A 26,232-nucleotide genomic window follows, 5' to 3' on the forward strand; every position below is an offset into this window, starting at 1 on the left:
TATTGACTAGGGAATACCCCGAAGAAATGCCATTTTCAGGCTTTTGCATTTGACAAAATGAACATTGAAATCAAAATACGATGAAACAGCCCATCCAAGACACTCATCCATGAAAACTGTCGTCCGCACCGACGAGCGCATCCTGTCCTCCGACATCTTCGACCGCGACAGCCGCGTCAAGCGGCCTGACCACGGCAGCTGGGCCGAGCCCGGCAAGGACATTCCGGTCTACCACCGCTGCGGCGTGCTGGTGGTGGGCGGCGGGCCTTCGGGCACCGCGGCCGCCGCGGCCGCCGCGCGCGCCGGCGCCGACGTCGCGCTGCTCGAGCGCTACAACCACCTGGGCGGGCTTTCCACCGGCGGCCTCGTGATCTGGATCGACCGCATGACCGACTGGGAAGGCCAGCTGGTGATCCGCGGCTTTGCCGAAGAGTTGTTCGACCGCCTGCCGGCCGACGCCATCGCCGGCCCGGCGCGCGAAGACTGGGGCTCGCAGGACGCGGCCAAGGCCGCCCACTGGTCGCAGCGCACGGCCGCCTACCACGGCGTGGTCACCTGGTCGCCCACCATCGACCCCGAGCGCCTCAAGCTGCTCTCGCAGGAGATCGTGCTGGAGCGCAAGGTCAAGCTCATCTACCACTCGTGGGCGGCGATTCCGATCGTGCAGGACGGCGCGGTGAAGGGCGTGGTGTTCGAGAGCAAGGAAGGCCGCATGGCGATCATGGCCGACGTGGTGGTCGACGCCACCGGCGACGGTGACCTGTTCGCGCGGGCCGGCGCGGCTTTCGTGAACGACATCGAGGAGGCCGACGTGCACCACTGCATGAACACCTCGTGGCTGTTCGGCGGCGTGGACATGAACCGCTGGATCGAGTTCAAGGCCGGCCAGCCCGAGGCGTTCAGCGCCTTCATGGCGCGCGGGCGCGAGGTGTGCGGCCTGTTCGAGCGGCCCTTCGTCTCGTGGCGCAACGACGTGGCGCTGTTCATGGGGCCACGGCAGTCGGGCTATTCCGCGCTCGACGTGGACGACCTCACGGCCGTCGAAGTGCGCTCGCACCGCGCCATGGCCGCGCACCTGGACTACTTCAAGGCGCATGCGCCGGGCTTCGAAGAGGCCTACCTGATGCTGAGCGCACCGCAGATCGGCGTGCGCCATGCGCGGCGCCTCTCTGGCGTGGGCGCGGTGCTGCGCAGCCAGTGGCCCGACGGCGTGGCGCTGGCCGACGAGGTGGGCGTGACGCCCGCGGTGTCGCCGAAGTTTCCGAACATCTCCATTCCGTACGGCGCGCTGGTGCCGCAGCAGCTCGACGGCCTCTTGGCCTGCGGGCGCCACATCTCGTGCGACCGCAACTCGCACGGCTTCATGCGCGAGATTCCGCAATGCTGGATCACCGGCCAGGCCGCGGGCGTGGCGGCGGCGCTGGCGTCGCGGAGCGGCATCGAACCGCGCTTCATCGACGTGGGCGCGCTGCAGGCGGCGCTGCTCGCGCAGGGCGTGTACCTGCGTGCCGGCGCCGGGCAGGGCGCGCAGGCGCGGGCCGCGGCCGAAGCCGGCATCTGAATCGCATGAACCCGGCCGACGCGCTTTCGCCAGCCTCTACATTGCAGAGTCTTGCAAAGGGTTCCTCCATGTCCACTGACAAAAACGACACCTCCTTTTCTCCTGCCGATGCCGCCGATGCGCGCGGCGACCGCGCCGACACCGTGAGCGCGCTGGAGCGCGGCATCTCGGTGCTGCGCTGCTTCAGCGAGGCGCGCCCCGTGCTGGGCCATGCCGACATCGCGCGCATGACCGGCATTCCGCGGCCGACCGTCAACCGGCTCGTCGCCACGCTGCTCTCGCTGGGCATGCTCAAGGCCGCGCAGGTGGCCGACCGCTTCATGCTCGGGCCGGGCGTGGTGTCGCTGTCGCGCGTGTTCCTCGGCAGCCTCGACGTGCGCGCCGCCGCGCGGCCCAGCATGCAGGCGATGGCGGAGGAGGTGGGCGCCTCGGTCTACCTGGCCATACGCGACGGCATGGAGATGGTGCTGATCGAGGCCTGCCGGCCGCGCTCGTCGATGCTCTCGGCGCGGCTCGACGTGGGCTCGCGCGCGCCGCTGGCCAACTCGGCGCTGGGCCGCGCCTATCTTTCGGCATTGCCCGAGGCGCAGCGCAACCAGCTGGTCGATTCGATGCGCCTCCTGCGCGGCCCCGAGTGGGACAGCATCGCGCCCGGCATGACGCGCGCCATCGGCGAAGCCCGGCGGCTGGGCTACTGCCTTTCGCTCGGCGAGTTCCACCGCGAGATCAACTCGGTGTCGGTGCCCCTCATCGGGCCCGACGGCGAAGTGATGGCGCTCAACGGCGGCGGCGCGGCCTTCGTGTTCACCGAGGAGCGCCTGCGCAACGAACTGGCACCGCGCCTGCACGACATTGCGCTGACCATCGCGCGCGACATCGGCGGGCATGTGCCGACGCCCCTGCCGGGCTAGCTCCGGCCACCCCACGACCCATAAAAACGGAGACACAGGGCCATGCACCTGAGCGATGAAGAAAAAGCCATGATGGACGGCTGCGATGGACCGGCCGTGCAGAAGGCGATGGACCTCTTGATGCGCTACGGCGAAGCGCTGGGCGCCGAGCGGCTGGTGGAAACGCGCAACGTCTGCGCCACCATCACCTCGACCACGCCGTTCCAGCGCGACTTCGCGCTGGCCAAGGGCGGCGGCATGGACGCAGTGTTCTCCGAGTTCAGCCTCGACAGCCAGGAGACCGTCGAGATCCCGAAGTTCAAGGTCTTCACGAGCCACCTGCAGCTGGGCTTCGACCCCGGCCAGCCCGAGCGCATGGGCGTCAGCGAGGAGATCGTGCAGTTCTACAACAAGAGCGAGCGCCATGCGGCGGGCCTGGGCGCGCAGATCATGAACACCTGCACGCCTTATCAGGTGGGCAACATTCCCACGCGCGGCGAGCACTGCGCGTGGATGGAATCGTCGGCCGTGGTGTATTGCAACTCGGTGCTTGGCGCGCGCACGAACACCGAAGGCCGCGAGAGCACGGGTGCTGCCATGCTCACGGGGCGCATTCCGTACTGGGGCTACCACCTCGACGAAAACCGGCGCGCCACGCACGTGGTCGAACTCGACGTCGAAGTCGAGTCGGTGCAGGACTGGGGCCTGCTGGGCTACTACATTGGCGAGCATGTGCAGGAGCGCGTGCCGGTGGTGCACAGCCGGCGCGGCATCGGCCGTGTGCCCAACCTGCCGCGGCTCAAGCACTTCGGTGCGGCGGCATCGTCGTCGGGCGGCGTGGAGATGTACCACATCGCTGGCATCACGCCCGAGGCGCTGACGCTCGAGCAGGCGCTCGGCGGCCGTGCGCCGGTGGAGGTGCTGCGCTTTGGCGAAGCCGAGCGCCGCGCCACCTACGAGAAGATCAACGCGACCGGCAAGGACGCCGAGGTGCAGTACGTGATGCTCGGCTGCCCGCACTACACCATCGAGCAGATCTGGGAAGCCGCGCAGCTCATCGAGGGCCGCAAGGTGCACGCGGATTGCGAGCTGTGGATCTTCACGCCGCGCGCCATCAAGTCGCTGGCCGACCGCAACGGCTACACGAAGATCATCGAAGACGCGGGCGGCATCCTCATGACCGACAGCTGCTCCGCCATGAGCCGCGCCGTGCCCAAGGGCACGAAGACCGTGGCGCTCGATTCGGCCAAGCAGGCGCACTACCTGCCCGCGATCCTCGGTGTGCAGGCTTGGTTCGGCAGCACGGCGGAGTGCATCGATGCGGCGTGTACGGGGCGGTGGAATGGAGGCATGCAATGAGCTTCAGGCTTGCGTTGTCTTTCTCCCTCCCCTTCCGGGGGAGGGCAGGGGTGGGGGCATGCGGCGCATCCATCGAGCGCTCTGCCTGCCCCCATCCCTACCTCGGTGCAGGCAGCCAGAGGCTGCCGCTCTTCGGGCTGTCCAGTTCCGCGCAGGCGGAACTGGAGCCGCAGCCCTCAGCCCCGTCTGGGGAAGGAGCAAAACCATGAATGCACGCGACAACACATCCACCCTGGTCATCCGCGGCCGCAAGGTGGTCGGCGGCATCGCCGAAGGCGAGGCGCTCGTCACGCGCGACCGCATCTCGGGCTGGGGCGGCATCGATCCGCGCACCGGCACCGTCATCGAGACGCGGCACGAGCTGCGCGGCCAGAGCTTCGCGGGCAAGGTGCTGGTGTTTCCAGGGGCCAAGGGCTCGTCGGGCTGGTCGGCCATGTTCCACATGACCCGGCTCATGAACTCGGCGCCCGCGGCGTTCCTCTTCAACGAGATGACCACCAAGATGGCGCTCGGCGCCGTGGTCACGCACGCGCCCTCGATGACCGACTTCGAGCGCGACCCGCTCGAGTGCATCGAGACCGGCGACTGGGTGCGCGTGGACGCCGACCGCGGCGTGATCGAGATCACCAAAAAGAACAAGCCCGGAGACCGCCCATGACCACCCGTCCCCTGCGCAGCAACTTCCCGCGCGGCTCGTACCTCTGGTCGGTGCGCAATGCGCACTGGCGCGCACTCGGCATTCCGGAAGAGGATTGCGAGAAGCCGAAGATCGCCATCGTCAACAGCTCGTCGGAATTGGCCGCCTGCTTCAGCCACCTCGACAAGGTGGCGGCGGAAATCAAGACCGCGATCCGCACCGCGGGCGGCGTGCCCTTCGAGATCCGCACGGCTGCACCCAGCGACTTCATCACCGGCGCCGGCGCACGCGGCGCCTACATGCTCGGCGCGCGCGACCTCGTGACCAACGACATCGAGGTGGCGGTCGAAGGCGCGCAGCTCGACGGCATGGTGTGCCTCACCTCGTGCGACAAGACCGTGCCGGGCCAGCTCATGGCGGCCGCGCGGCTCAACATTCCGACCCTGCTCGTGCCCTGCGGCTACCAGCCCAGCGGCGAGTACCAGGGCCGGCACATGGACATCGAGGAAGTGTTCATCGGCGCGATGCATGCGGTCACCGGCAACCTGCCGGTGGAAGAACTCGTGGGCATGAGCCGCGAGGCGATCCGCGGGCCGGGCGTGTGCTCGGGCCTGGGCACGGCCAACTCGATGCACATCGTCTGCGAGGCGCTCGGCATGGCCTTGCCGGGCAGCGCGCCGGTGGCCGCGCTGAGCCCGAAGATGATGGCCGACGTGCGCGCCGCCGGCACGCGCATCGTGCAGATGGTGTGGGACGACCTGAAGCCGCGCGACATCCTCACGCCGGGCGCCTTTGCCAACGCGGTGCGCGCGGTGCTGGCCATCGGCGCCTCGCTCAACACGGCCAAGCACCTGCAGGCCGTGTCGACCGAAGGGGAGTGCGGCGTCGACGTGTACGGCCTCTTCGAAAGCCTCGGCCCGACGACGCCGGTGCTGGCCGGCGTGCGGCCGATCGGCGAGCACAGCATCGAGGCTTTCGAAGCGGCGGGCGGTTGCCGCGCGCTGATGAAGCAGCTCGCGCCCTTGCTCGACACCGGCGCGCTGACCGTCACGGGCGGCACCGTGGCGGACAACCTGCGCGGCGCCGAAGTCGCCAGCGCCGAGGTGATCCGCCCCATCGAGCGCCCGGTCGCGCCGCATCCCGCCATCGTGCTGCTGCGCGGCAATCTCGCGCCCGAGTCGGGCCTCATCAAGACCGGCATCGTGGAGCGCAAGGTGCGCAGCTTCATGGGGCCGGCCGTGTGCTTCTGGACATCCGATGCGGCCATCGCGGCGCTCAAGAAGGGCGAGATCCTGCCGGGCCAGGTGGTCGTGATGCGCGGCGCCGGCGCCTGCGGCGGCCCTGCCATGGGCGGCGGTGCCTCGCGCGTGGTGTTCGCGATCGATGGTGCGGGCCTGGGCGACCAGGTCGCGATCCTGACCGACGGGCATCTCTCGGGCCTGGTCTGCAAGGGACTGGTGGTGGCCGAGGTGTCGCCCGAAGCCGCGCTCGGCGGGCCGCTCGGGCTGGTGCGCGATGGCGACACGATCACCATCGACCTCGATGCGCGCCGCCTCGACATCGCATTGACCGACGTCGAACTCGCTGCCCGCCGCGCCGACTGGCAGGCGCCGCCGCCGGCCTTCGACACCGGCTGGCTGCAGCAGTACCGGCGCAACGTGAGTCCGCTCTCGAAGGGCGCCGTGCTCGTGCGCACCGAACGCCCCGAGCCTTAGGCCTTTTTCACCCGGCCTTCGCCAACCGGCGCGCACCCCCGCGCGCACCCGGTGGCGCAGCCCTGCGCGCGTTCCCGAGTTTTTCAACCAAGAGAAGAAGCAGGAGACAAGAAAACATGAAAAGATTCTTGATGGGGTCGGCGCTGGCGCTGGCCAGCAGCGGCGCGGCGCACGCGCAATCCAGCGTCACCGTGTTCGGTGTGGTGGACCTCGGCGTGCAATACACGAAAGGCGAGGGCGGCGGCTCGGTCAAGGCGCTGTCGAACGGTGGTCTTTCGACCAGCCGGCTCGGATTCCGCGGCACCGAAGACCTGGGCGGTGGCCTGCGCGCGGGCTTCTGGCTCGAAGGCAGCCTGAACCCCGACACCGGCACGGGCAGGCCGAGCAACAGCAACAACCAGGCGAGCGGCGCGGGCACGGCGGGGCCGATCACCTTCGACCGCATGTCCTTCGTGAGCCTGTCGCACCAGAAGTTCGGCGAGCTGCGCCTGGGCCGCGACTTCATTCCCACGCACTACAACAGCATCTACTTCGATCCCTTCAACGCCAACGGCGTGGCGCGCGCGGGCAACCTCACGTTCGCGGGCGCGGGCACCGGGCCGCTGCCCACCGGCATCACGGGCAGCAATACCGTGAGCTACTGGTTGCCAGCCGGGCTCGGCGGCTTCTACGGCATGGCGATGATCGGCACCGGCGAGAACGACTCCACCGCGCCGAACCGCGACGACGGCAACTTTGCCGGCGCGCGCTTCGGCTTTGCCTCGGGCGCGTTCGACATTGCGGCGGCCGTCACGCGCTCGCACTTCAACGCCACCGCCGCCATCGGCAACTACACGCATGCCAACATCGGCGGCACCTGGGACGCGGGCTTTGCGAAGTTCTTCGCGCTCTACAACAAGGTGACGGTGAAGCTCGCCGCCGGCACGGTGCGCAAGAACACCGCCGAGATCGGCGCGCACATTCCGGCCTTCGAGGTCGGCCGCATCCGCCTGAGCTACGCCTACCTGGACGACCGCAGCGACGAGAGCTTGCGCAACGCCAACGGCATGCCGCGCAACCGCGACGACGCGCGCCAGTTCGGCATCGGCTACGTGCACAACCTCTCGAAGCGCACCGCGCTCTACGGCACCTATGCGCGGCTCATGAACGGCGGGCAGGCGCGCTACGTGGTGAGCGGCGGCGTGGCGCCGGCGGGCGGGCGCCGCTCGTCGGGCTGGGAGTTCGGTGTGCGGCATCTCTTTTGAGAAGGAGCAACGACATGCGACGCAGAAACCTGACGCTGGCGGCCCTTGCGGCCGGCGGCACGCTGGCCATGTTGCCGGGCACGGCAGCATGGGGCGCCGAAAGCAGCTATCCGGACAAGCCGCTGCGCCTGATCGTCGGCTTTGCGCCCGGCGGCGGCGCCGACGCGCTCACGCGCATCATCGCGGAGGGTCTGTCCAAGCAGCTCGGCCAGCAGGTGATCGTGGAGAACCGCCCCGGCGCCGACGGCGTGCTGGCGGCCCAGGCCACCTCGTCGGCCAAGCCCGACGGCTACACCTTGCTGATGGGCACCAACACCGCGATGGTGGCGGCGCCCACGCTGCGGCCGACGCCGCCGTACGACCCGTTCAAGGCCTTCACGCCGATCAGCTCGGCCGGCCAGTTCTCGATGTTTCTGGTGGTGCCATCGAGCCTGCCGGCAAAGAGCGTGAACGAGCTGCTGGCCATGGTGGCGGCCAGGCCTGGCGCCTACAACTCGGCATCGAGCAACAGCGCGTCGGAACTGGCCATGCTGCAGCTGCTGGGCGAGCGCAAGGTGGTCAACGCGCGCTACAAGGGCGACATGCAGGCCATGACCGATCTGCTGGGCGGGCAGATCCACATGATGTTCACCACCGGCACGCTGGCGCCGGGCTTCGTGAAGGAAGGGCGCATCCGCGCGCTGGTCACGCTGCTGCCGCAGCGCAGCGCCTTGCTGCCCGACGTGCCCACGGGCGGCGAGCTCGGACTGGGCAAGCTCACCATCACGCCCTGGGCCGGCTTCTTCGGGCCGCCGGGGCTGCCGCAGGCCATCACCGACAAGCTGTCGCAGGAGCTGCAGAACACGCTCAAGCGGCCCGACGTGCATGCGCAGCTGGTGCAGCAGGGCTTCGAGGGCTATGGCATGAGCCCCGCGAAGTTCGCCGAATTCTTCCGCGCGCAGTACGAGGCCTTCGGCGCCACCGTGCGGCAGCACAGCGTGAAGTTCGAATAGCCGCGGTGGCGGCTCAGAGCCCGATCGATTCCGCGTTGCGGCGCCAGAACGCCGCATCCGGGAACGTGCCGGCGCCCGCCGCGGCGTTGTCGGCCATGTGCTCGGCGCGGCTGGTGCCGGGAATCGTGCAGGTCACGGCCGGGTGGCTCAGCACGAACTTCAGCAGCACCTGCGCCCAGCTCGTGCAGCCGATCTCGCCGGCCCAGGCGGGCAGCGGCTTGCCGCGCAGCCGGCGCAGGAGGCCGCCGCCGCCGAAGGGCATGTTGACGATCACCGCCACGCCGCGTTCGGCCGCGAGCGGCAGCAGGCGCTCTTCGGCCTCGCGCGCGTCGAGCGAATAGTTGATCTGCAGGAAGTCGAGCTTCTCGGCGCGCAGCACGGCCTCGACCTCGCCGTAGGCCGAGGCCGTGTAGTGCGTGATGCCGATGTAGCGCACGCGGCCCTTGTCCTTCCAGCCGCGCAGGGTGGCGAGGTGGGTTTTCCAGTCCATCAGGTTGTGCACCTGCATCAGGTCCATGCGCTGGGTGCGCAGCCGCGCGAACGACTGCTCCATCTGCGCAATGCCGGCCTCGCGGCCCGAGGTCCAGACCTTGGTGGCGAGAAAGGCCTTGTTCTCGCGCTGCTTCGATGCGGCGGCCAGCAGCTCGCCGGTGGTTTCCTCGGAGCGGCCGTACATCGGCGAGCTGTCGATCACCGTGCCGCCGGCTGCGAAGAGGGCGTCGAGCACGCCGGGCAGGCGCTTGTATTCGTCGCTGCCGGGCCGCTGGTCGAAGCCGATCCAGGTGCCGCAGCCGACCACCGGCAGGGCTTCGCGGGTGGAGGGGATGGGGCGGGTGTTCATCTTCAGGCTGCCTTGCTGCGCGGAGGCGGGGGGAAGCGCCGCGCCGGCGCACAGCGCCATGCCCAGCCGCAGCAGCCGGGCGCGCGTGAGAAAAAGACCGTTTGCCGGCAGGGTCACGGGAGAAAAAGTCCTTCAGGGGTGGCTTTGCCGTTCCGGATTCCAGTATCGGCCGGGACGGCGCGGAGGGCCACTGCGCAAGGAAAGCCCCTCCAGCCGGCTTTCCGGTTGCGATGCATGGAATACTGTATAAAAATACAGTTAACGGTTGAATCATGGGCCTCCCTTTCCTCGACTCCTTTTCCACTGCCGCCGGCCGCGGCGTCTGGCATGCCGACGAGCTCGGCCTGGCCGATGCGCAGGTGGTTGCCACCGGCCATGCCGCGCTCGACGCGCAGCTGCCGGGCGGCGGTTGGCCGGTCGGCGCCATGACGGAGCTGCTGCAGACCGCGCCCGAAGCGCATGTCTGGCGGCTGCTGCTGCCCGCGCTGGCGCAGGCGGTGGCCGCGCGCGGCGGGCCGGTGGTGCTGATTGGTGCGCCCTACGAACCCTGCGGGCCGTCGCTCGCGGCGCAGGGACTGCCGGTGGAAGCGCTGATGTGGGTCCGAAGCGATGCGCCGGCCGCGCGGCTGTGGGCCTGCGAGCAGGCGCTGCGCTGCGCCGACGTGGCGGCCGTGCTGGCCTGGCTGCCGCAGGCCCGGGTGGGCGAGCTGCGGCGGCTGCAACTGGCGGCCGCCCAGCACGACGTGCTGCTCTTCGTGTGCCGGCCCGCAGCGGCCGCGCAGGGCGCATCGCCGGCGCGGCTGCGCCTCCAGGTGGAAAGCTGCGCGGCCGATGCGTCGCAGATCGAACTGCGCATCCTGAAGCGCCGCGGCCCGCCGCTGGCCGCACCCGTGATGCTGCCGGCGCGCAACGAGCGCATGAGCGCGCTGCTGGCCGCCGCCCGGCTGCGCCGCAAGCTGCGGCTGCAGCAGCAGGGCACGGTGCCGGCCGGCGAAGCGGCAGCGTCGGCCACGGTGGTGCACATCGACGCGTGGAAGGGAGGCTCCAATGCACTGGATCGCATTGCGGTGGTTGCCTGAATCCGACGCGTCCGAAGCGCCGACCCTGCCCACGCCTGAGGCGCTGGGCTGGTGGGCACTGCACTACACGCCGCACGTCGCCTGGCAGGACGAGGCGCTGATGCTCGAGGCCTCGGCCTGCGAGCGCCTGTGGGGCGGGCGGCTGCAGTTGATGCGCCAACTGCTGGCCGACAACCCGGCGCCGGACGTCCGCATGCTGGGCGCGCAGGGCGCCACGAGCCTCATCGCGCTGGCGCGGCTGCGCCTGTTCGAGCGTAACGAGAACCGGCCCAAGGACATTCCCGTCGGCCTGCCGCTGGACACGCTGACGGCCGCGCAGCCCCACCTCGACCTGCTCGCGCGCCTGGGCTGCCGCACCTGGGGCGAGGTGGCCGCCTTGCCGCGCGGCGGCCTCACGCGGCGCTTCGGCGCGGAATTGCGCAAAGCGCTCGACATTGCCTGGGGCCTCTCCCCCGAAAGCCACGACTGGCTCACGCTGCCCGACGTGTTCGAGCAGAAGCTGGAGCTGCCCGCGCTGGCCGAGACCGCGCCCGAATTGATGTGGTCGGCCAACCGTTTGCTCACGGCGCTGCAGATCTGGCTGCGCGCGCGCCAGCGCGGCGCGCGTGCGCTCGAGTTGCGATGGACGCTCGATCTCAAGCGCTTCAACGGCGTGAACCTGCCGCCGCACCAGCAGGTCACCGTGCGCACGGCCGAGCCCACGCAGGACATGGTGCACCTGCGCCGCCTGCTGTCCGAAAAGCTGGCTCTCACCACGCTCGCGGCGCCCGCAAGCTGGCTCGCGCTGCGCACGCTCGAAACCGATCCATGGGCCGGCGCCAGCACCAGCTTCCTGCCCGAGGACAACCGCAAGGGCGACAAGCTGCACGAGATGGTCGAGCGGCTCAGCGTGCGGCTCGGAGCGCACCAGGTGGTGGTGCCCGGGGCGCAGGCCGACCACCGGCCCGAGCGCAAGCAGGCCTGGCGCCCCGCGCTGCAGCAGGACAAGGCACCGACGGACAAGGCCGGCAAGCAAGCGAAGGCCGCGGCTGCGCAGCCCGATGCCATCTACCCGCCGTGGCTGCTGCCCGAGCCCCTGCTGCTCGAGATGGATGGCGAGCGCCCGTGCTATCGCGGCCCGCTGCGCAAGCTGGTCGGACCGCAGCGCATCGAGGCGGGCTGGTGGGGCGGCAAGGAAGACGGCGGCCAGCCCGCGATGCGCGACTACTACGTGGCGGAAAGCCCCGAGGCCGGCCTGGTGTGGATCTTTCGCGAGCGGCCCTCGGCGCGCTTTTCTCCGGCCGAGGTGCGCTGGTACCTGCAGGGGTTCTATGCCTGACCTGAGCGACAAGCAGCTGCGCGGGCGCAACTCGGCCAAGGTGCATGCGCTGCCGCAGCGGGCGCGGCCGGCTCCGGGCCTGCCCGACTATGCCGAGCTGCACTGCCTCAGCAACTTCAGCTTCCAGCGCGGCGCCTCCACGCCCGAGGAACTGGTCGAGCGTGCCTACCAGCTCGGCTACACGGCGCTGGCCATCACCGACGAATGCTCTGTGGCGGGCATCGTGCGCGCCCATGTCTGCCTGCGCGACCTGCCGGCCAAGCTCGACGAATACGAGCGCGAGCATCCCGATGAAGCGGCGATCCCGCGCAATCCTGGTTTCCGGCTGCTGTTCGGCAGCGAGTTTCGCTTCGAGCGCTTCAGGCTGGTGGTGCTCGCGAACGGCACCGAGGGCTGGGGCAACCTGTGCGAGTTCATCACCGCCGCGCGCAACACCGAGCTGCCCAAGGGCGAGTACCGCGTGAGCTGGGAGCACGGCGACGTGGCCTCTCTGCAGGACTGCCAGGTTCTCTTCGTGCCGCACCGCGAACCCGGCGCCGCCGTGGACGCGGCCACGCTGCATGAAGACCTGCTGGCCGCCAAGGCGCTCTACGCAGGCAACCTGTGGCTGGCGGTGGAAATGCTCAACGAACTCGACGACGACCTCTGGTTCGCCGCGCTGATGCAGGCGAGCGAACAGGCCGGCGTGCCGCTGGTGGCGGCCGGCGACGTGCACATGCACGCGCGTTCCAGCAAGCCGCTGCACGACGTGCTGACGGCCGTACGCGAAGGCAAGACGGTGGCCGAGTGCGGCTTTGCGCTGCAGCCCAATGCCGAGCGGCACCTGCGGCAGCGGGTGCGGCTGGCCGAGCTCTATCTGCCCCATATGCTCGCGAACACGCTGGCGGTGGCCGAACGCTGCCGGTTCGATCCCGAGGTGATCCGGGAGAACTACAAGTACCCGCTCGAAACCGTGGGCAGCAGCGAGACGCCGGCCGAGACGCTGGTGCGCAAGACGTGGGAGGGGGCGGCGCTTCGCTATCCCGAGGGCATTCCCGGCAAGGTGCGTGCGCAGGTCGAGAAGGAACTCGCGCTGATCGTCGAGATGAAGTACGAGATGTTCTTCCTCACGGTGGAAGACATCGTGCGCTTTGCGCGTTCGGAGCACATCCTCTGCCAGGGCCGCGGCTCCTCGGCCAATTCGGTCGTCTGCTACTGCCTCGGCATCACCGCGGTCGATCCCGAAAAAGGTCATCTGCTGTTCGAGCGCTTCCTGAGCCGGCATCGCCACGAGCCGCCCGACATCGACGTCGACTTCGAGCACCAGCAGCGCGAGAAAGTCATCCAGTACATCTACGAGAAGTACGGCCGCGACCGCGCAGCCATCGCGGCTGTCGTCATCTGCTACCGCGCACGCAGCGCCTTGCGCGACGTCGGCAAGGCCATGGGCATCGACGAACGGCTGATCGACGAATTCGCCAAGGACCACTACTGGTTCGACGACACCGTGCTGGGCGAGCAGCTGTTCAAGGCGGCCGCGCGCGTCGGCGTGGAGGAAGACGAACTCAAGCTGGTGCAGTGGATCGAGATGACGCGGCGGCTCAAGGGCTTTCCGCGTCACCTGAGCCAGCACGTGGGCGGCTTCGTGCTCACGCACACCCGGCTCACGCGGCTGGTGCCGGTCGAGAAGGCGTCCATGAAGGACCGCTCCGTCATCCAGTGGGAGAAGGACGACCTCGAAGCCATGGGCATGCTCAAGGTCGACGTTCTCGCGCTCGGCATGCTCAGCGCGATACGGCGCGGGCTCGACCACATGAACCGCTGGCGCGGCTCGATGGTGCAGATGCACCACATCCCCAACGACGACCAGAAGGTATTCGACATGATCTGCGACGCCGACACCATCGGCGTGTTCCAGATCGAGAGCCGGGCACAGATGTCGATGCTGCCGCGGCTGAAGCCGCGCACCTACGAAGACCTGGTGATCGAGGTCGCGATCGTGCGGCCCGGGCCCATCCAGGGCGGCATGGTGCACCCCTACCTCAAGCAGCGCGAGCGGGTGGCCAAGGGCCTGGCGATCCATTACGAGAAGGAAGAATTGAAGCCCGCGCTGGAGCGCACGCTGGGCATTCCGATCTTCCAGGAGCAGGTGATGCAGATCGCGATGATCGCGGCCAGGTTCACGGCCGACGAGGCCGACCAGCTGCGCCGCGCCATGGCGGCATGGAAGCGCAAGGGCGGCCTCGAGAAGTTCCACCACAAGCTCGTGAAGGGCATGGTCGACAACAAATACAAGGCCGAGTTCGCCGAGGCCATCTTCAAGCAGATCCTGGGCTTCGGCGACTACGGCTTTCCCGAAAGCCACGCCGCGAGCTTTGCCTTGCTGGTCACCGTGAGCAGCTGGCTCAAGAATTACGAGCCGGCCTGCTTCCTCGCGGCGCTGCTCGACTCGCAGCCCATGGGTTTCTACAGCCCCTCGCAGCTGGTGCAGGACGCGCGCCGGCATGGCGTCGAGGTGCGGCCGGCCGATGTGACCTGCAGCGACATCGACACCACGCTCGAAGCCCGGGCCCCCGATGCGCCGCGCATGCCGCCGGGCACCGATGCGCGCTATGCCGATCGCCTCGGCCGCGAGAACCAGCCTGCGGTGCGGCTCGGCCTGAACCGCATTTCCAGTCTCTCCAAGGAAGGCGCCGAACGCCTGCTGAAAGCGCGCGCGCAAGCACCCTTCACCAGCACCGAAGACCTCGCACTGCGCGCCGAGCTCGACGGCAAGGACATGGCGGCGCTGGCCGCGGCCGATGCGCTGATGTCCCTCTCGGGCCACCGCCGCCAGCAGGTGTGGGACGCCACCGCGCAGCACCGCTCGCCGGCCCTGCTCAAGGGTGTGCCGATCAACGAGCAGCTGCTGCAACTGCCTGCGGCGCCCGAGGGCGAGGAGATCGTCGGCGACTATGCCGCGCTCGGCCTCACGCTGCGCCGCCATCCGCTCGCGCTGCTGCGCCCGCGCCTTGCGCGCATGAAGCTCATGAGCGCGGAGCAATTGCGCGCGCAGCCCAGCGGCCAGACCGTGCGTGCCTGCGGCATCGTCAAGGGCCGCCAGCGCCCGGGAACCGCCAACGGCACCATCTTCGTCACGCTCGAAGACGAGACCGGCAACGTCAACGTCATCGTCTGGAGCCATGTCATCGAGGCCTGGCGCGAGCCGCTCCTGAAGTCGCACCTGCTCGCGGTGCAGGGCACCTGGCAGCGCGACGACGACAGCGGCGGCAAGGTGCAGCACCTGATCGCCACCGGCTTCAAGGACCTGACGCCGCTGATGGGCCGGCTGGCGCAGAGCAACACCAGCCGCGACTTCCATTGAGGGCAGGGCATCGAATGCAACCGATCGTTCCATGTCTCGCGCACCCCACGGCTTTTCGCTAACCTGTTTCTCCCATGCCCGCACTCGCACTCGCCCTCGATCCCGTCGTCGACACGCCGATCGGCCCGCCGCCGCCTGCGCCCGACGTGCCCATTCCCGTGCCGCCGCCACCGCCGCCGGGGCCTCCGCCCGAGGGCGATCCGCCACCCGTGGAGCCGCCGTTCACAGATCCCGGTTTTCCGCCGCCCGTGATCGATCCTCCGCCGCCGATGCAGCGGACCGGCGAAGTGCCGTTCGGAAAACTGCATGCGCGGCGGCTGCGCGAGATCTACCGTTCGGCGGGTTGGCCCTGCTGCGATGCCATCGAGGTCGAGCTGCTCGCGGGCGGATTCCTCGAACGCGTGCGCACGCCGCATGGCCATGAGACCCTGCGCGTGACCGACGCCGGCATTGCGCGCATTGCCACCACGCTCACCATCAACCGCGCGGCGCTCTCGCCGCACGAGGCATTGGTCGAGCGCGTGGCGCGCGAGATGACGCGCGGCGGCCGCATTGCCTGGCGCGGCCTCGGCCTGCGGGCGCGCCTGCCGCCGCTCGAGGAGGGCGGCAAGCCGCGCTGGTGCATCGCCAGGCCCGACGTGTTCTCGATCCGAAATACCAGCGTCGAGGCCTATGCGCATCCGGTCGTGCACGAGGTGAAGGTGAGCCGCGCCGATCTGCTGGGCGACCTGCGCAAGCCCGACAAGCGCGCGGCCTACCTCGACCTGGGCGGCGAATGCTGGTACGTGCTGGGCAACGATGCGCGCGGCCGCTGCATCGCATCGCCCGACGAGATTCCGCCGGAGTGCGGCGTGCTTGTGCTCGAAGGCGAACGGCTGGTGGTGGCGCGCGCCGCCGTGCACCGCGCTTTTGACCGCATTCCGTTCGGCGTGTGGCTCGCGCTTGCCAAGGCCCAGCCCATCGCGGGCTTCGACGACGACGCGCAGGATCTGCTCGGCGAGCCCGGCGCAGGCGACAGCGCCTAGGCAATTTCCATTCAGCCGGCCGGCGGCCACCAGTGCTCGGCCGTGGTGCGCAGCACGCGCGCCGCATGCAGGCGCACGTCATTGCCATCGCCCGGGAGGCTGCCGCCGTCGCGGTCTTTTTCCGTGGCCACGCGAAAGGGCCAGGTCGAGATCCGGCCCACGGGCTGGCGCGGCTGCGAACGCCGCAGCGGCGAGAAAAACAGGATTCGCGCTGAGGACGCCGGCGGGCTGGCGGTGGTCATGGTGTCGCCTTGAATGTTTGCTCTTGGAGACGAGTAATTCTAGAGGAAACACTGTACAAAAGAACAGTATTTTTGCAGTGCTTCAAGGCCCTGGACGCTCAGGTATCGAAGAGCGGATGCGCCGCCCTCGGCATGTCTGGCCCGCTGCGCAGGTTGCGCTCGATGAACTCGCGCGCAATGGCATCCACGTCGGCCGGTGCCGGCGCGTCGAACGACATGCGGTACTTCAGCAGCCGGCCGTTGCGCGCCGTGAGAAAGGTGAACGACTCGTAGGCCTTGCGCGTGACGGCATGCACGATGCGAAGGCTCACGCGGCGAAAGTCCTGCCCCTCGATCCGCACGTCGCTGATGGGGCCGACTTCCACTTCGGCGTAGAGGCCCCTCGCACCCGCGAGCCGGACCTCTTCCACGGAAGACTGGAATTGCGCCTCGAAGCGTGGATCGCCGACTCCGGCCTGCCAGTGGCCCTGCTTCATGTCGTACAGGTAGACGTCGATCCAGCCCACGCGGCTCTGGTAGCGGTGGCTGATGCCCAGGCCCGGCTGCCGCGCCTCGTGCCAGGTCGAGCGCACGTACTGCCATGCCACCGTGCCGGCCGCGGGCGCAGCCGCCACCGGCGCGGCTGGCGGCGTGGCGGTGGGCCCCGCGCAGCCCGAGAGCAGGGCGGCGGCCAGCAGCGCAGGCCAGAGCTTCGTCACGGCGGATACTGCGCAAGGGTTTGCGGCAGCTACGGGGCAGGGGCCAATTGCGGCGCGGCCACGGGCACGGCGGCCGCCGCGGCATCCTGCAGCGGCAGCGCCTGCGCATCGCCGCCGCGCGCCTTGGTCGAAGGGCAGCGGCCGTAGGTGTCGTCGAAGCGCACGATGTCGTCCTCGCCCAGGTAGCCGCCGGTCTGCACCTCGATCACTTCCAGCATCGTCTTGCCCGGGTTCTCCAGCCGGTGGATGGCGCCCAGCGGCAGGTAGATGGATTCGTTCTCGCGCACTAGCGTGACCTGCCCGTCGCAAGTGGCCTTGGCCGTGCCCTGGACCACGATCCAGTGCTCGGCGCGGTGGTGGTGCATCTGCAGCGAGAGCTTGGCGCCGGGCTTCACGGTGAGCCGCTTCACCTGGAAGCGCTCGCCGAAGTCGAGCTTGTCGTAGGCGCCCCAGGGCCGCACCACGCGCCGGTGTTCGGTGGCCTCGGCCTGGCCTTCGGCCGCGAGCATCCGCACCACGTCGCCGACCTGCTCGGCGCAGTCCGCGCCCGCCACCAGCACGGCGTCGGGCGTGTCCACGATGATCAGGCCGCGGGTGCCCAGCGCCACCACGCGGCGGTGCGGCGCGTGGATGAAGGTGTCGCTCGAACGCAGCGTGCTGGCGTTGCCGCTCAGGTGATTGCCGCTGCCGTCTTGCGGATGCAGCATGGCCACCGCGTTCCAGCTGCCGACGTCGCTCCAGTTGCCGTTGAACTTGACGACCGAGATGGCTTCGTGCTTTTCGAGCACCGCGTAGTCGATGCTGTCGCTGCGGCAGGCCTCGAAGGCCTCGCGGTCCAGCCTGTCGAAACTGCCGTCGGCCGAGGTGGCGGCGGTGGCGCGTTCGCAGGCCTCGAGGATGTCGGGCGCATGCGCGCGCAGCGCCGCAACGAGGATGTCGGCGCGCGCCAGGAAAATGCCGGCGTTCCAGCAGTAGCCGCCGTGCAGGATGAGCGACTCGGCCACGGCGGCCGTGGGCTTTTCCACGAAGCGCACCACGGCGTGGCTGTGGCCGTCGGCCGAGGGCGCGCCGGCCTCGATGTAGCCATAGGCCGTGCTCGCGAAGCTGGGCGCCACGCCAAAGGTCACGATCCGCCCGGCCAGCGCTGCCTCGACGCCGCTGCGCACCGTCTGCGCGAAAAGCGCGGTGTCGGGAATGTGATGGTCGGCCGGCGCGAACAGCAGCAGGTCGTCCGGGCCGGCACGCAGCGCCGCGGCGGCCATGGCGGCCGCCGTGTTGCGCGCCACCGGCTCCAGGATCTGGCGGCCGGTAGCGCCAGCCTTGTCGACCGCCTCGCGTACCAGGAAGCGATGGTCTTCCGATGCCACGCAGGTGATGTTGCGGTTCAGGCTGCACAGGCGCTCCAGCGTCAGCTGCAGCAGGCTCTTGTCGCCGATCAGCGGCGCGAACTGCTTGGGCAGGGTCTTGCGCGAAAGAGGCCACAGGCGCGTGCCGCTGCCGCCGCACAGCACGACGGGGTGGATGGTGGGGGTGGTCATGGCGTCATCCTCGTGAAGGGTGGTGGGCGCTTCTTTCGGTCAGAGCTGGCCGGTGTGGGTGGCCAGGCTCACTGCCTGCGCGCGCGAATGCACATGCAGCTTCTTGTAGATGTTCTTGATGTGGGCGTTGACGGTCTGCCCCGAGATGCCGAGCCGGATGCTGATCTCCTTGGAGACGCAGCCGCGCGCCACGAAGCGCAGCACCTCGCGTTCGCGCGCGGTCAGGGTGGCTTCGCGCAGCGGCGTTTCCGTGGCCGGCCGTTCGCCGCTGCCTTGCAGGTTCATGCGCGTGAGCAGCCGGCGCGTCAGCTTGGGTGTGATGGCCGCGCCGCCGTTGACCACCTGCAGCACGGCCTCGGCAAAGCTCTGCAGCCAGGCGTGCTTGAGCAGGTAGCCGGTGGCGCCGAGCTCGAAGGCGTGCATCACGTGGGCATCGTCCTCCAGCGCGGAGATCACGATGATTTCGCAGTAGCGGTGCAGCTTGCGCGCCTCGCGGATCAGGTCGAAGCCCGAGCCGTCGCCCAGCCGCAGGTCGACCATCAGCACGTCGAACTCATGGGTTGCCAGCAGGCGGCGGCCGTCGCGCACGCTGCTGCCTTGCCCTTCGAGCTGGATGCGCATGTCCGACAGCAGTTCCTGGGCGATCACGCGCCGCATGAATTCATCGTCGTCGATCAGCAGCACGCGCACCGGCGCGTCTTCCTGCCCGGTGAGGAAGTGCGGCCACAGCGGTTCGGGCGGTGGACACAGGCCCGGCGGGCTGGCTTTCCGGCGCTCCGGCGGGCGGCCGGAATCCGGCGTGTCGGAAGGAGGAGTGGTGTCGGACATGTGGATCCCCAGGTTGGAGTTGGAGGAAGTGGATGTCGTGGGTGGTGTGTGAGGTGGTGTCAGTCGGCAAGGCAGCGCATCAGCTCGCGCTCCAGGCGCTGCAGGATGGCGTTCTGGTCCAGCTCCGTTTCGGCGAAGGAGCGGGCGGCCGCCCCCATGGCTTCGCGCTGCGGGCGCGAGGTGGCGAGCTGCGCGATGGCCTCGGCCAGCGCATCGGCGTTGCCGGGCGCAACCACCAGGCCGCGGCCCGACACCACGTTGCTCAGCTCGGTGCCCGCATGGGCCGTGACGATCACGGCCTTGCCGCTCGCGAGCATGCCGCCCAGCTTCGAGGGCATCACCAGGTCGGCGGCGTCGGCGCGCTGCGGCAGCACGTGGATGTCGGCCATGCCCAGCAGCTCGTTGAGCCGCTCGGCCGGCTGCAGGTCGAGAAAGTGCACGTGGTCCAGGCCTGCGCATGCAGCCTTCAGCGGCTCGCGGCTCGGCCCGTTGCCGCAGAGCACGAAATGGATGTGCCTGGCGGCCGCCAGCCGGCCCGCCGCTTCGGCCAGCACCTCGATGCCCTGCTTGTTGCCCAGGCTGCCCGCATAGAGCACCACGACCGCATCGTCCGGAATGCCGAGCATGGCCCGGTAGCCCTGGGCGCCGTCGCCCGTGCCCGGGGCGGCGGCCGCGTGCGGGTAGATCGAGCGCACGTCCACCCAGTTGGGAAGAAGCACCAGCCGGGTCTCGTCGATGCCCTTGTTCCTGGCCTTGTCGAGCATTGCGGCAGAGATGGTCGACACCCGGCTGAAGCGGCTCAGCAGCCAGCGCTCGGCCGATAGCGCGAAGCGCCGCACCCGCGCGCCGCGCACCAGGCCCAGGTCGAAGGCCGCGTCCACCTCGTAGTCCTGGATGTGCAGCCACGACTTGATGCCCAGCATCCGCGAGAAGAACAGCACCGCCGGCGCGCAGAAAAGAGGCGGCTCCACGACGAAGACCAGGTCCGGCTTCCAGCGGATCTGCCCGAAGAGCAGCGGCATGCTCGACAGCATGAAGGAGAACAGGTGCACCATGCGCGCCAGCGCGCGCGGCCGCGCGGGCACCCAGGTGGGGGCGCGCCAGACCGTGATGCCGTTCCAGTCCGTCTTGCGGTACGCCCAGGCCGAGTGCCCTTCGAACGGCGCCCAGTGCGGAAAGAACGGCGGCGAGGCAATCACCCGGACCGCGTGGCCCTTGGCATGCAGCCACTGGGCCATCTCGCCCGAGTACTTGCCGATGCCCACGAGCTCCGGCGTGAAGTTCATCGAATAGAGCAGGATTTTCATGAAGGTCTCTGGAAGGAACCGCGAACCAGCCGTGCGAGCGGAAAGAAGCCGAGCAGCGCACGCATCCGCACCTCGTAGAGGAGCAGGTCGGACACGGCGGCAATGAAGAACACGTAGTGCGGCTTGCCGGGAAAGACCGCGACCACGGCGCCGTACGACAAGAGCCGCAGCAGCACCTCGGCCAGCGCCCACCATCCCAGCGAGGCCATCGAGGCTTTGAGCGCGAGCAGCATCTCGTGATGGACCGTGTAGGTGCGCAGCAGGAAGTAGGGCGCCATGCACAGGAAGATCTCGAGCGCGTCGCGCCCGACCTTCAGCAGCGGCGCGGCGGCTGCGATCACCACGGCGAGCGCCGCGAAGAGCGCGCAGCCCAGCAGGAACGAGTGCTTCGCCAGCCGCAGCTCCGGGCCGTCGGCGTGGGCGGCGTCGGTGCCCAGCATGGGCCGTGTCTTCGTGTAGAGAAAGGCCTGCACGAACTGCGACGGTGCCTCCGCCAGCAGGAAGGCGATCTTGAAAGCGCCCACGTAGCCGAGCGGCATGAAGAAGGCCACCACCAGCAGGTCCGACTTGCGAAGCAGGAACATCAGCAGCGAATAGACGGTGGCGCTGCCCTGCGAGGCCAGGCCGAGCGCGGGGCGTCCGGCCGGCGGGCCCGCGGCCCAGCGGCTGTGCATGCAGACCGCGCCCACCAGGAGGAAGGCCAGCAGGTTGATGAGCAGCAGCTGCGTCGCACGCAGCTCGGCGCCCCATGCGGCGAAGGCCGCCACCCCGATGACCAGGATGGTCGACCGGATGCCGCCCTCCAGGTTGAGCAGCCCGGCAAGGCCCAGTCCGCGGCTGTACGACAGGCGCAGGCTCATGAGCGAGAAGACCACGAGCGCCGCCATCAGCAGCACGAAGGGCGCGCCCACCACCGGCAGGTGCTGGATGTGCAGCACGGCGGCACTCAGCAGCGCGGCCAGCGGAAGCCCGATGGCCAGCGTGCGGACCACGTCGCCGCGCCGCACGCCCGGTGGCACGGTGGCGGCATTGCGCGCGAAGAGCAGTGAACTGCCCAGCGTGGCAACCACCAGCGCCACCTCCAGCACCGACTGGTAGATCGAGTACTCGCCGAAGTCCGATGGCGAGACATACGCGGCCATCAGGAACAGGGCAAGGAAGCCCGAGAGGTATACATAGAGCCTCGATGCCAGCGCGCCCAGGCCGTGGAGCTGCACCGCGCGCATGCCGGTGAGTTGGGCGGTGCGGTGGAGGATGTTCATGGCGTGCCCGGGTGTGCGTTGCCTGCGGGCTCATTTCGGCCCGGCGGCGCCGGCGAAGCGTCCGCCGTTCACGGCGCGCTGCCCCAGCAGGCGCACGCCGAAGGCCCAGTTCTTGGCCCGGCGCGCCAGCAGCAGCCCATAGGTCAGCGCGGCGACCGTGTGCACCCGGCCGTGCAGCACGTGCGCCATCGCGATCTTTGCGCTGCCCTGGAAGTGCAGCGCCATCACGTTCACCATGTCGCCCGCGGGCGTGACCACGCAGGGCTGGCCGTCGACGAACACGAGGCGCTTGGCGCCTCCGCGGCCCTGGAATTCGTTCGCCAGCAGGTTGCGCCCGCCGTTGATGTTGTGGTCGATCATGCGCCCGCCGAACACCCGGTTGATGGGCGCCGCGTTGCCGCTCGCATGGGCCCAGAGGTGCAGCAGGGTCATGTCCGACACGCCGCCGCGCACGCCCCTGGCGGCAAACCGGGCCGCGATCGAGCGCAGCTTCCTGCGGCCGCTCGACGTTGCGTAGGTGTTGAGCAGGAAGGCGATGAACTGCTGCAGGCCCGCCGCGGTCCAGTAGCTGACGTGCGGCGATATCTGGCAGGGGTCCCAGCCATCCTCGGGGCGCATGTAGGAGCCCGAGAAATCCGCCTTGCCGGCCACGCGCCGGATGTGCGCGCCGACGCCGCGGAACAGCAGCACGTCGCTGTCGATCAGCACGAACTCGCGGTGCTCGGGGTGGGCGCGCAGGTATTCCGACAGCAGGAAGTAGCGCCGGAAGCAGATCTTCTCGAACTCCGGCGGATTGCTCGACAGGTGCACGTAGCTGCGGCACAGGCGCTCGTAGCCGGGCCCGGCGTCGGTGTCCGACAGCACGATCAGCGGCTCCCCGGCACGCGCCGCCGATTCGCGGCACAGCAGCAGGGGCTTGTTCTGGCGGTCTTCCACCACGATGAAGGCAAGGGAATTGGTCATGGTCATGTGTCAGGGCCGGGGCGCCGTCGCATTGCGGACCAGCGCGATGTGCGCGGGAAGAAACCGGAAGTCGTCGTCCAGCGGCAGGTCGAGCGTGAAGAGCCCGCCGCGCGCGTTCGCCTGCGCGATCCAGCCGCGCAACTGGGCGGCCGTGAAGCGCGGCGCCGTCGGCTGGCCCCAGGAGGCGCCGAGCGGCGTCAGCAGATGGAACTTCAGCTCCGAGCGCGGTGCGCTCAACTGCGCGGGAGGCTGCATGAATTCGCCGGCCATCAGGTTCTGGCACGGCGCGGCCTTGGCGCTGAAGCGCGCCGGGCCTTCGCCGGCATTGAAGGCCAGCCAGCGGTCGGGGGCGCCGCTGCGCGCCGCGGCGCAGAGCGCATCCCAGCCGGCCGGAGAGATGCCCCGGGTGTTGTAGACGCCGTCGAACCACCAGCCCCTGGCCAGCGCGCCGTAGTGCTGCGACCAGTCGCGGATCACCGCGGTCCATGCGGCGATGAAATCCGCCGGCGGCGGCTTCTGCTCGGAGATGTCGCCCAGGCAATTCATCAGCTCGGGGTCTGCCTGCGGCGCGCGAAACGGCAGGTAGAGCACCATGGCGATGCCGCGGCTGCGCAGCGCGCGGCCGATCTCCAGCGGCAGGTCGCGCGGCGGCCGGTTCGCGGCAGTGTGCGGGCACAGCGCCTCGAGTGCTGCATTCGGCGCAATGTACTGGCCGTTGTTCTGCCCGAGCGTCAGGATGAGGTGGGAGGCGCGCATCTGCGCGAGCGATGCCGCAAACGCTTCGACGTCGAAGCGGGCGGCATCGGCAATCGACTGCCTGTCGGGCAGGTAGTGCACCATCACGCCGAAGCCGGTGGCCGCCGTTGCAGAAGCCGCGCAGGCCGCACCGAGCAGCCAGGCCGAGAGCAGCTGCCGAAGAACGCCCGCGGCGCGCGTCATTGCATGGCTCCGGCAAGCGAGACGGCCTCGCGCTTGAGCATGAGATAGCGCCTGGCCACCGCGCCGGGCGCGCAGGCCTCGGCATGCAGCCAGGCCGGCTGCGTGTCCCGGTGCTCGTCCAGGTACCGCGACAGCTGGCCCATGTCGCATGGCTCGCTGCCGATGAGGAAGGCGTAGCCGCCGAACAGCTCGCGGTGCGCCGGAATGTCCGAGAGCAGCAGCGGCACGCCCAGCGTGGCGGCTTCGGCGGCCGAGAGATTGAAGCCCTCGAAGGCCGACAGCGAGATGAAGGCCGTCGCGCCGCAATAAAGCCGTGTCAGTTCCTGGCGCGAGACCAGCCCGCGGTGTCGCACGCAGCTGCCGAGCTCGGGGGCCATGCTCGCGACCATCCGTTCCACTTCTGCCGCGCCGTTGCCCGTGATGTCGAGCCAGTCGACCAGCCCTTCGCGCTTCATGCGCTCGAAGAGCTTCAGCGCGGCGCCGAAATTCTTGTGCGGGTAGTAGTGGTAGGACGCGATCAGGTAGCGCTCGCCAACGGGTGGTTCGCGGGACGGCCCGGCCGCGCCGGCCGAGCCGGCTGTGCGCGTGGCCTCCACCGGATTGAAGATGACGCTCGCATGCTCGCAGCATCCGAAGTGCCGCTCGAAATCCTGCTGGCTGCTCCTGCTGATGAACACCACGTCGGCCGCGCTGCGGGCTACGCGCCTGAGGCTCCAGTCGAGCCACAGGCGCTTGGTGCGGCTGAAGTACGCGGGGTAGTACCGGTACTGCAGGTCGTGGACGATCACGATCGAATCCCGGTGGCGCCCGAAGAGCGTGAACGGCAGGAAGTAGTTCGGGAACAGCGAGAACACCCGCTCGCCCGATGCCAGCGCCCGCAGCCGGTGGTAGTTGTAGAGCAGTATCTCGACCAGGAACCGGCTGATGCGCAGGAGCCGCGCCGCGGCGAAGAGGCGCGGATGCAGTTCGCTGACCGGCTGGATGTGGTCGCCCTTGCACAGGCGCATCCTGCGCAGCAGCAGGTCGGACACGTTCAGCACGCCGCCCGCGCCGCGGTTGAGGCGGATCGTGTCGTAGAACAGGTACTTGTACATGCCGGACCTCAGGCCGCGCGGGGGGCATAGGGCGCCGCGCCGCGGCGTGCCGGGCGGAAGCGCGAGCTCAGCAGGCCGGCGAGCAGCGCGGCAATCAGCCCCGATGCCGCGAACGGCCCCCAGCCGAGGATCGGCCCGCGCAAGAACGGCACGTAGGCGGCCAGCAGCACCAGCGCGCACAGGTAGCTGCCGGACAGCGCGGCGCGCGGATCGACCATCCGGTCCAGCGTCCGGAAGCCGGCCGAGATCGCGAGGCCGAACATCACGGGCCCGGCCAGCCCGAAGTCGAAGTACGCGGTGGTGAAGGGCGGCAGCGACAGGTTGGCCTGCGAGAAGTTGCCCAGGATGGCGGGCCATCCCAGCGGATCGAATTCCGGAAACAGCTTCAAATCGCGCGGCAGGAAGAACGAGAAAGCCGACAGCAGGTAGCGCCCCCATCCGAGCTCGGGCTCGGATGCGCGCTCCAGGATGCCGGCCACGACGTACATCGCGTCGAAGTCCGGGCTGTAGGGAAAGGTGGTGAGCGTCTCGCCCCAGAAGCTGCCGCGCGACACCAGGTTGAGCACCGGGCCGAGGCCCGCGATGGCGCCGAAGATCAGCAAGGCCAGCATCCAGCGCCGGCCCCGGCCGAAGAGATGGATGAAAAGAGGCAGCAGGCCGATCAGCAATACCTGCCGCGCCGTGTTGACCGGGTTCGCGGCGAAGGCGGCCATTGCCAATGCAAGGCCCGCGGCGCACCATGACCAGAACGTGCCGCGGCGCATGGCATGGATCGCCAATGCCACGAAGCAGACCAGCACGATCAGCTTGGGCAGCGTCGAGTAGACGATGAAGTCGACCGGCACGTTGTCGTCGGCCCCCGGAATGCCGCGCGCGATGAAGTTCAGGTCGGGGCGGATGAACAGCGAGGCAAACGCCGAGATCGCGCCGCTCAGGAGCAGCAGCGCCGGGTGGGCCACGCCGGCCGACGGAACCTGTGGGCCCGCGTCGGTGCGCACCGGCGCCGACGCATCCGGCAGGCCGAGGCGGGCCGCCTCGACACCCGCCATGTACAGCAGCAGCAGCGTGAGCGCCTGCATGTGCGCGACCGGGCCGATCACACCCGTGTCCCAGAACGAGACGTCGGCGGCGATCTGCATCGCTGGCGCCACCGAGAAGTAGGTCAGGATCGTGGCGTAGTGGATCAGCAGGAAGACGCTGGCCCCCGGCGCGCGGAGCATCGACAGCTGGACCAGCGACAGCGCGCACACCACCGCATAGCCCCAGGCCGGCTCGAGCGAGCCGCACAGGAAGGCGATGGCGATGCCTGACCAGAAGGAGAGCGCTCTCATGGGAGGCCTTGTGCTTGTGTTGCGTG

The 26,232-nt window shown here is 69.4% G+C and carries 22 protein-coding genes; 11 read left to right on the plus strand and 11 right to left on the minus strand.

Translation table 11 applies throughout. The features are described from left to right. Window positions 1-109: 109 nt before the first annotated feature. The 7 genes from L1081_RS04890 (at window position 110) to L1081_RS04920 (ending at window position 8,398) form a co-directional block, all read left to right on the plus strand. Window positions 110-1,561 (plus strand): FAD-dependent oxidoreductase, encoded by a 1,452-nt coding sequence (locus L1081_RS04890; RefSeq protein WP_489415444.1) that lies wholly within the window; start codon window positions 110-112, stop codon window positions 1,559-1,561. Window positions 1,562-1,629: 68 nt separating this feature from the next. Next, window positions 1,630-2,472 carry an IclR family transcriptional regulator domain-containing protein gene (locus L1081_RS04895; RefSeq protein ID WP_489415445.1) on the plus strand — a complete coding sequence of 281 codons (843 nt, stop codon included), beginning with the start codon at window positions 1,630-1,632 and terminating at the stop codon, window positions 2,470-2,472. Between the two features lie 42 nt (window positions 2,473-2,514). Beyond that, window positions 2,515-3,810, plus strand: coding sequence for an aconitase X (locus L1081_RS04900; RefSeq protein ID WP_489415446.1), 1,296 nt, complete (start codon window positions 2,515-2,517; stop codon window positions 3,808-3,810). A 205-nt stretch (window positions 3,811-4,015) separates the two neighbouring features. Further along, the gene (locus tag L1081_RS04905; protein ID WP_489415447.1) at window positions 4,016-4,468 is read left to right on the plus strand and encodes an aconitase X swivel domain-containing protein; all 453 of its coding nucleotides are present in this window, start codon (window positions 4,016-4,018) and stop codon (window positions 4,466-4,468) included. Continuing rightward, window positions 4,465-6,162, plus strand: a complete 1,698-nt coding sequence (gene ilvD, locus L1081_RS04910; protein WP_489415448.1) for a dihydroxy-acid dehydratase domain-containing protein — start codon at window positions 4,465-4,467, stop codon at window positions 6,160-6,162. Before L1081_RS04905 ends, ilvD begins: the two co-directional genes overlap by 4 nt. 116 nt (window positions 6,163-6,278) lie before the next feature. Then, entirely contained in the window at window positions 6,279-7,406 is a 1,128-nt protein-coding gene (locus L1081_RS04915) for a porin (RefSeq protein ID WP_489415449.1), read from the plus strand. Window positions 7,407-7,420: 14 nt separating this feature from the next. Next, the gene (locus L1081_RS04920; protein WP_489415450.1) at window positions 7,421-8,398 is read left to right on the plus strand and encodes a tripartite tricarboxylate transporter substrate-binding protein; all 978 of its coding nucleotides are present in this window, start codon (window positions 7,421-7,423) and stop codon (window positions 8,396-8,398) included. Between the two features lie 13 nt (window positions 8,399-8,411). Here L1081_RS04920 and L1081_RS04925 read toward each other — a convergent pair whose 3' ends face one another. Further along, window positions 8,412-9,299, minus strand: a complete 888-nt coding sequence (locus L1081_RS04925) for an aldo/keto reductase (RefSeq protein WP_489416735.1) — start codon at window positions 9,297-9,299, stop codon at window positions 8,412-8,414. Between the two features lie 212 nt (window positions 9,300-9,511). Here L1081_RS04925 and imuA point away from each other — a divergent pair, with 212 nt between their 5' ends. The 4 genes from imuA (at window position 9,512) to L1081_RS04945 (ending at window position 16,004) form a co-directional block, all read left to right on the plus strand. Next, window positions 9,512-10,318: a translesion DNA synthesis-associated protein ImuA gene (imuA, locus tag L1081_RS04930; protein WP_489415451.1), complete on the plus strand. Its 807-nt coding sequence runs from the start codon at window positions 9,512-9,514 to the stop codon at window positions 10,316-10,318. After that, complete coding sequence (locus tag L1081_RS04935; protein WP_489415452.1) at window positions 10,287-11,636, plus strand: Y-family DNA polymerase; 1,350 nt, start codon at window positions 10,287-10,289, stop codon at window positions 11,634-11,636. Before imuA ends, L1081_RS04935 begins: the two co-directional genes overlap by 32 nt. Beyond that, entirely contained in the window at window positions 11,629-14,979 is a 3,351-nt protein-coding gene (locus tag L1081_RS04940) for an error-prone DNA polymerase (protein WP_489415453.1), read from the plus strand. Before L1081_RS04935 ends, L1081_RS04940 begins: the two co-directional genes overlap by 8 nt. A 74-nt stretch (window positions 14,980-15,053) precedes the next feature. Next, window positions 15,054-16,004, plus strand: a complete 951-nt coding sequence (locus L1081_RS04945; protein ID WP_489415454.1) for a hypothetical protein — start codon at window positions 15,054-15,056, stop codon at window positions 16,002-16,004. Between the two features lie 11 nt (window positions 16,005-16,015). Here the strand turns inward: L1081_RS04945 and L1081_RS04950 are convergent, their stop codons facing one another. From L1081_RS04950 to L1081_RS04995, 10 genes are all read right to left on the minus strand, one after another. After that, complete coding sequence (locus L1081_RS04950; RefSeq protein WP_489415455.1) at window positions 16,016-16,246, minus strand: hypothetical protein; 231 nt, start codon at window positions 16,244-16,246, stop codon at window positions 16,016-16,018. 98 nt (window positions 16,247-16,344) lie between these two features. Further along, window positions 16,345-16,944 (minus strand): hypothetical protein, encoded by a 600-nt coding sequence (locus L1081_RS04955; protein ID WP_489415456.1) that lies wholly within the window; start codon window positions 16,942-16,944, stop codon window positions 16,345-16,347. 29 nt (window positions 16,945-16,973) lie between these two features. Beyond that, the gene (locus L1081_RS04960; protein ID WP_489415457.1) at window positions 16,974-18,482 is read right to left on the minus strand and encodes a mannose-1-phosphate guanylyltransferase/mannose-6-phosphate isomerase; all 1,509 of its coding nucleotides are present in this window, start codon (window positions 18,480-18,482) and stop codon (window positions 16,974-16,976) included. Between the two features lie 39 nt (window positions 18,483-18,521). Then, window positions 18,522-19,310 (minus strand): LuxR C-terminal-related transcriptional regulator, encoded by a 789-nt coding sequence (locus tag L1081_RS04965; RefSeq protein WP_489415458.1) that lies wholly within the window; start codon window positions 19,308-19,310, stop codon window positions 18,522-18,524. Between the two features lie 59 nt (window positions 19,311-19,369). Next, window positions 19,370-20,617 carry a WcaI family glycosyltransferase gene (locus L1081_RS04970; RefSeq protein WP_489415459.1) on the minus strand — a complete coding sequence of 416 codons (1,248 nt, stop codon included), beginning with the start codon at window positions 20,615-20,617 and terminating at the stop codon, window positions 19,370-19,372. Then, on the minus strand, window positions 20,614-21,879 hold the full coding sequence (locus tag L1081_RS04975; protein WP_489415460.1) for a polysaccharide biosynthesis protein: 1,266 nt from the start codon (window positions 21,877-21,879) through the stop codon (window positions 20,614-20,616). Before L1081_RS04975 ends, L1081_RS04970 begins: the two co-directional genes overlap by 4 nt. Window positions 21,880-21,909: 30 nt before the next feature. Continuing rightward, window positions 21,910-22,842 (minus strand): hypothetical protein, encoded by a 933-nt coding sequence (locus L1081_RS04980; protein WP_489415461.1) that lies wholly within the window; start codon window positions 22,840-22,842, stop codon window positions 21,910-21,912. Between the two features lie 9 nt (window positions 22,843-22,851). Next, on the minus strand, window positions 22,852-23,781 hold the full coding sequence (locus L1081_RS04985; protein WP_489415462.1) for a hypothetical protein: 930 nt from the start codon (window positions 23,779-23,781) through the stop codon (window positions 22,852-22,854). Beyond that, window positions 23,778-24,875 carry a glycosyltransferase gene (locus L1081_RS04990; RefSeq protein WP_489415463.1) on the minus strand — a complete coding sequence of 366 codons (1,098 nt, stop codon included), beginning with the start codon at window positions 24,873-24,875 and terminating at the stop codon, window positions 23,778-23,780. The genes L1081_RS04985 and L1081_RS04990 overlap by 4 nt, the downstream gene beginning before the upstream one ends. Window positions 24,876-24,883: 8 nt before the next feature. Continuing rightward, entirely contained in the window at window positions 24,884-26,206 is a 1,323-nt protein-coding gene (locus L1081_RS04995) for a hypothetical protein (protein WP_489415464.1), read from the minus strand. Window positions 26,207-26,232 lie beyond the last annotated feature (26 nt).

The organism is Variovorax sp. MSC1_012, assembly GCF_023667525.1.
In the GTDB taxonomy this organism is placed as follows: Bacteria; Pseudomonadota; Gammaproteobacteria; order Burkholderiales; family Burkholderiaceae_C; genus Variovorax; species Variovorax beijingensis_B.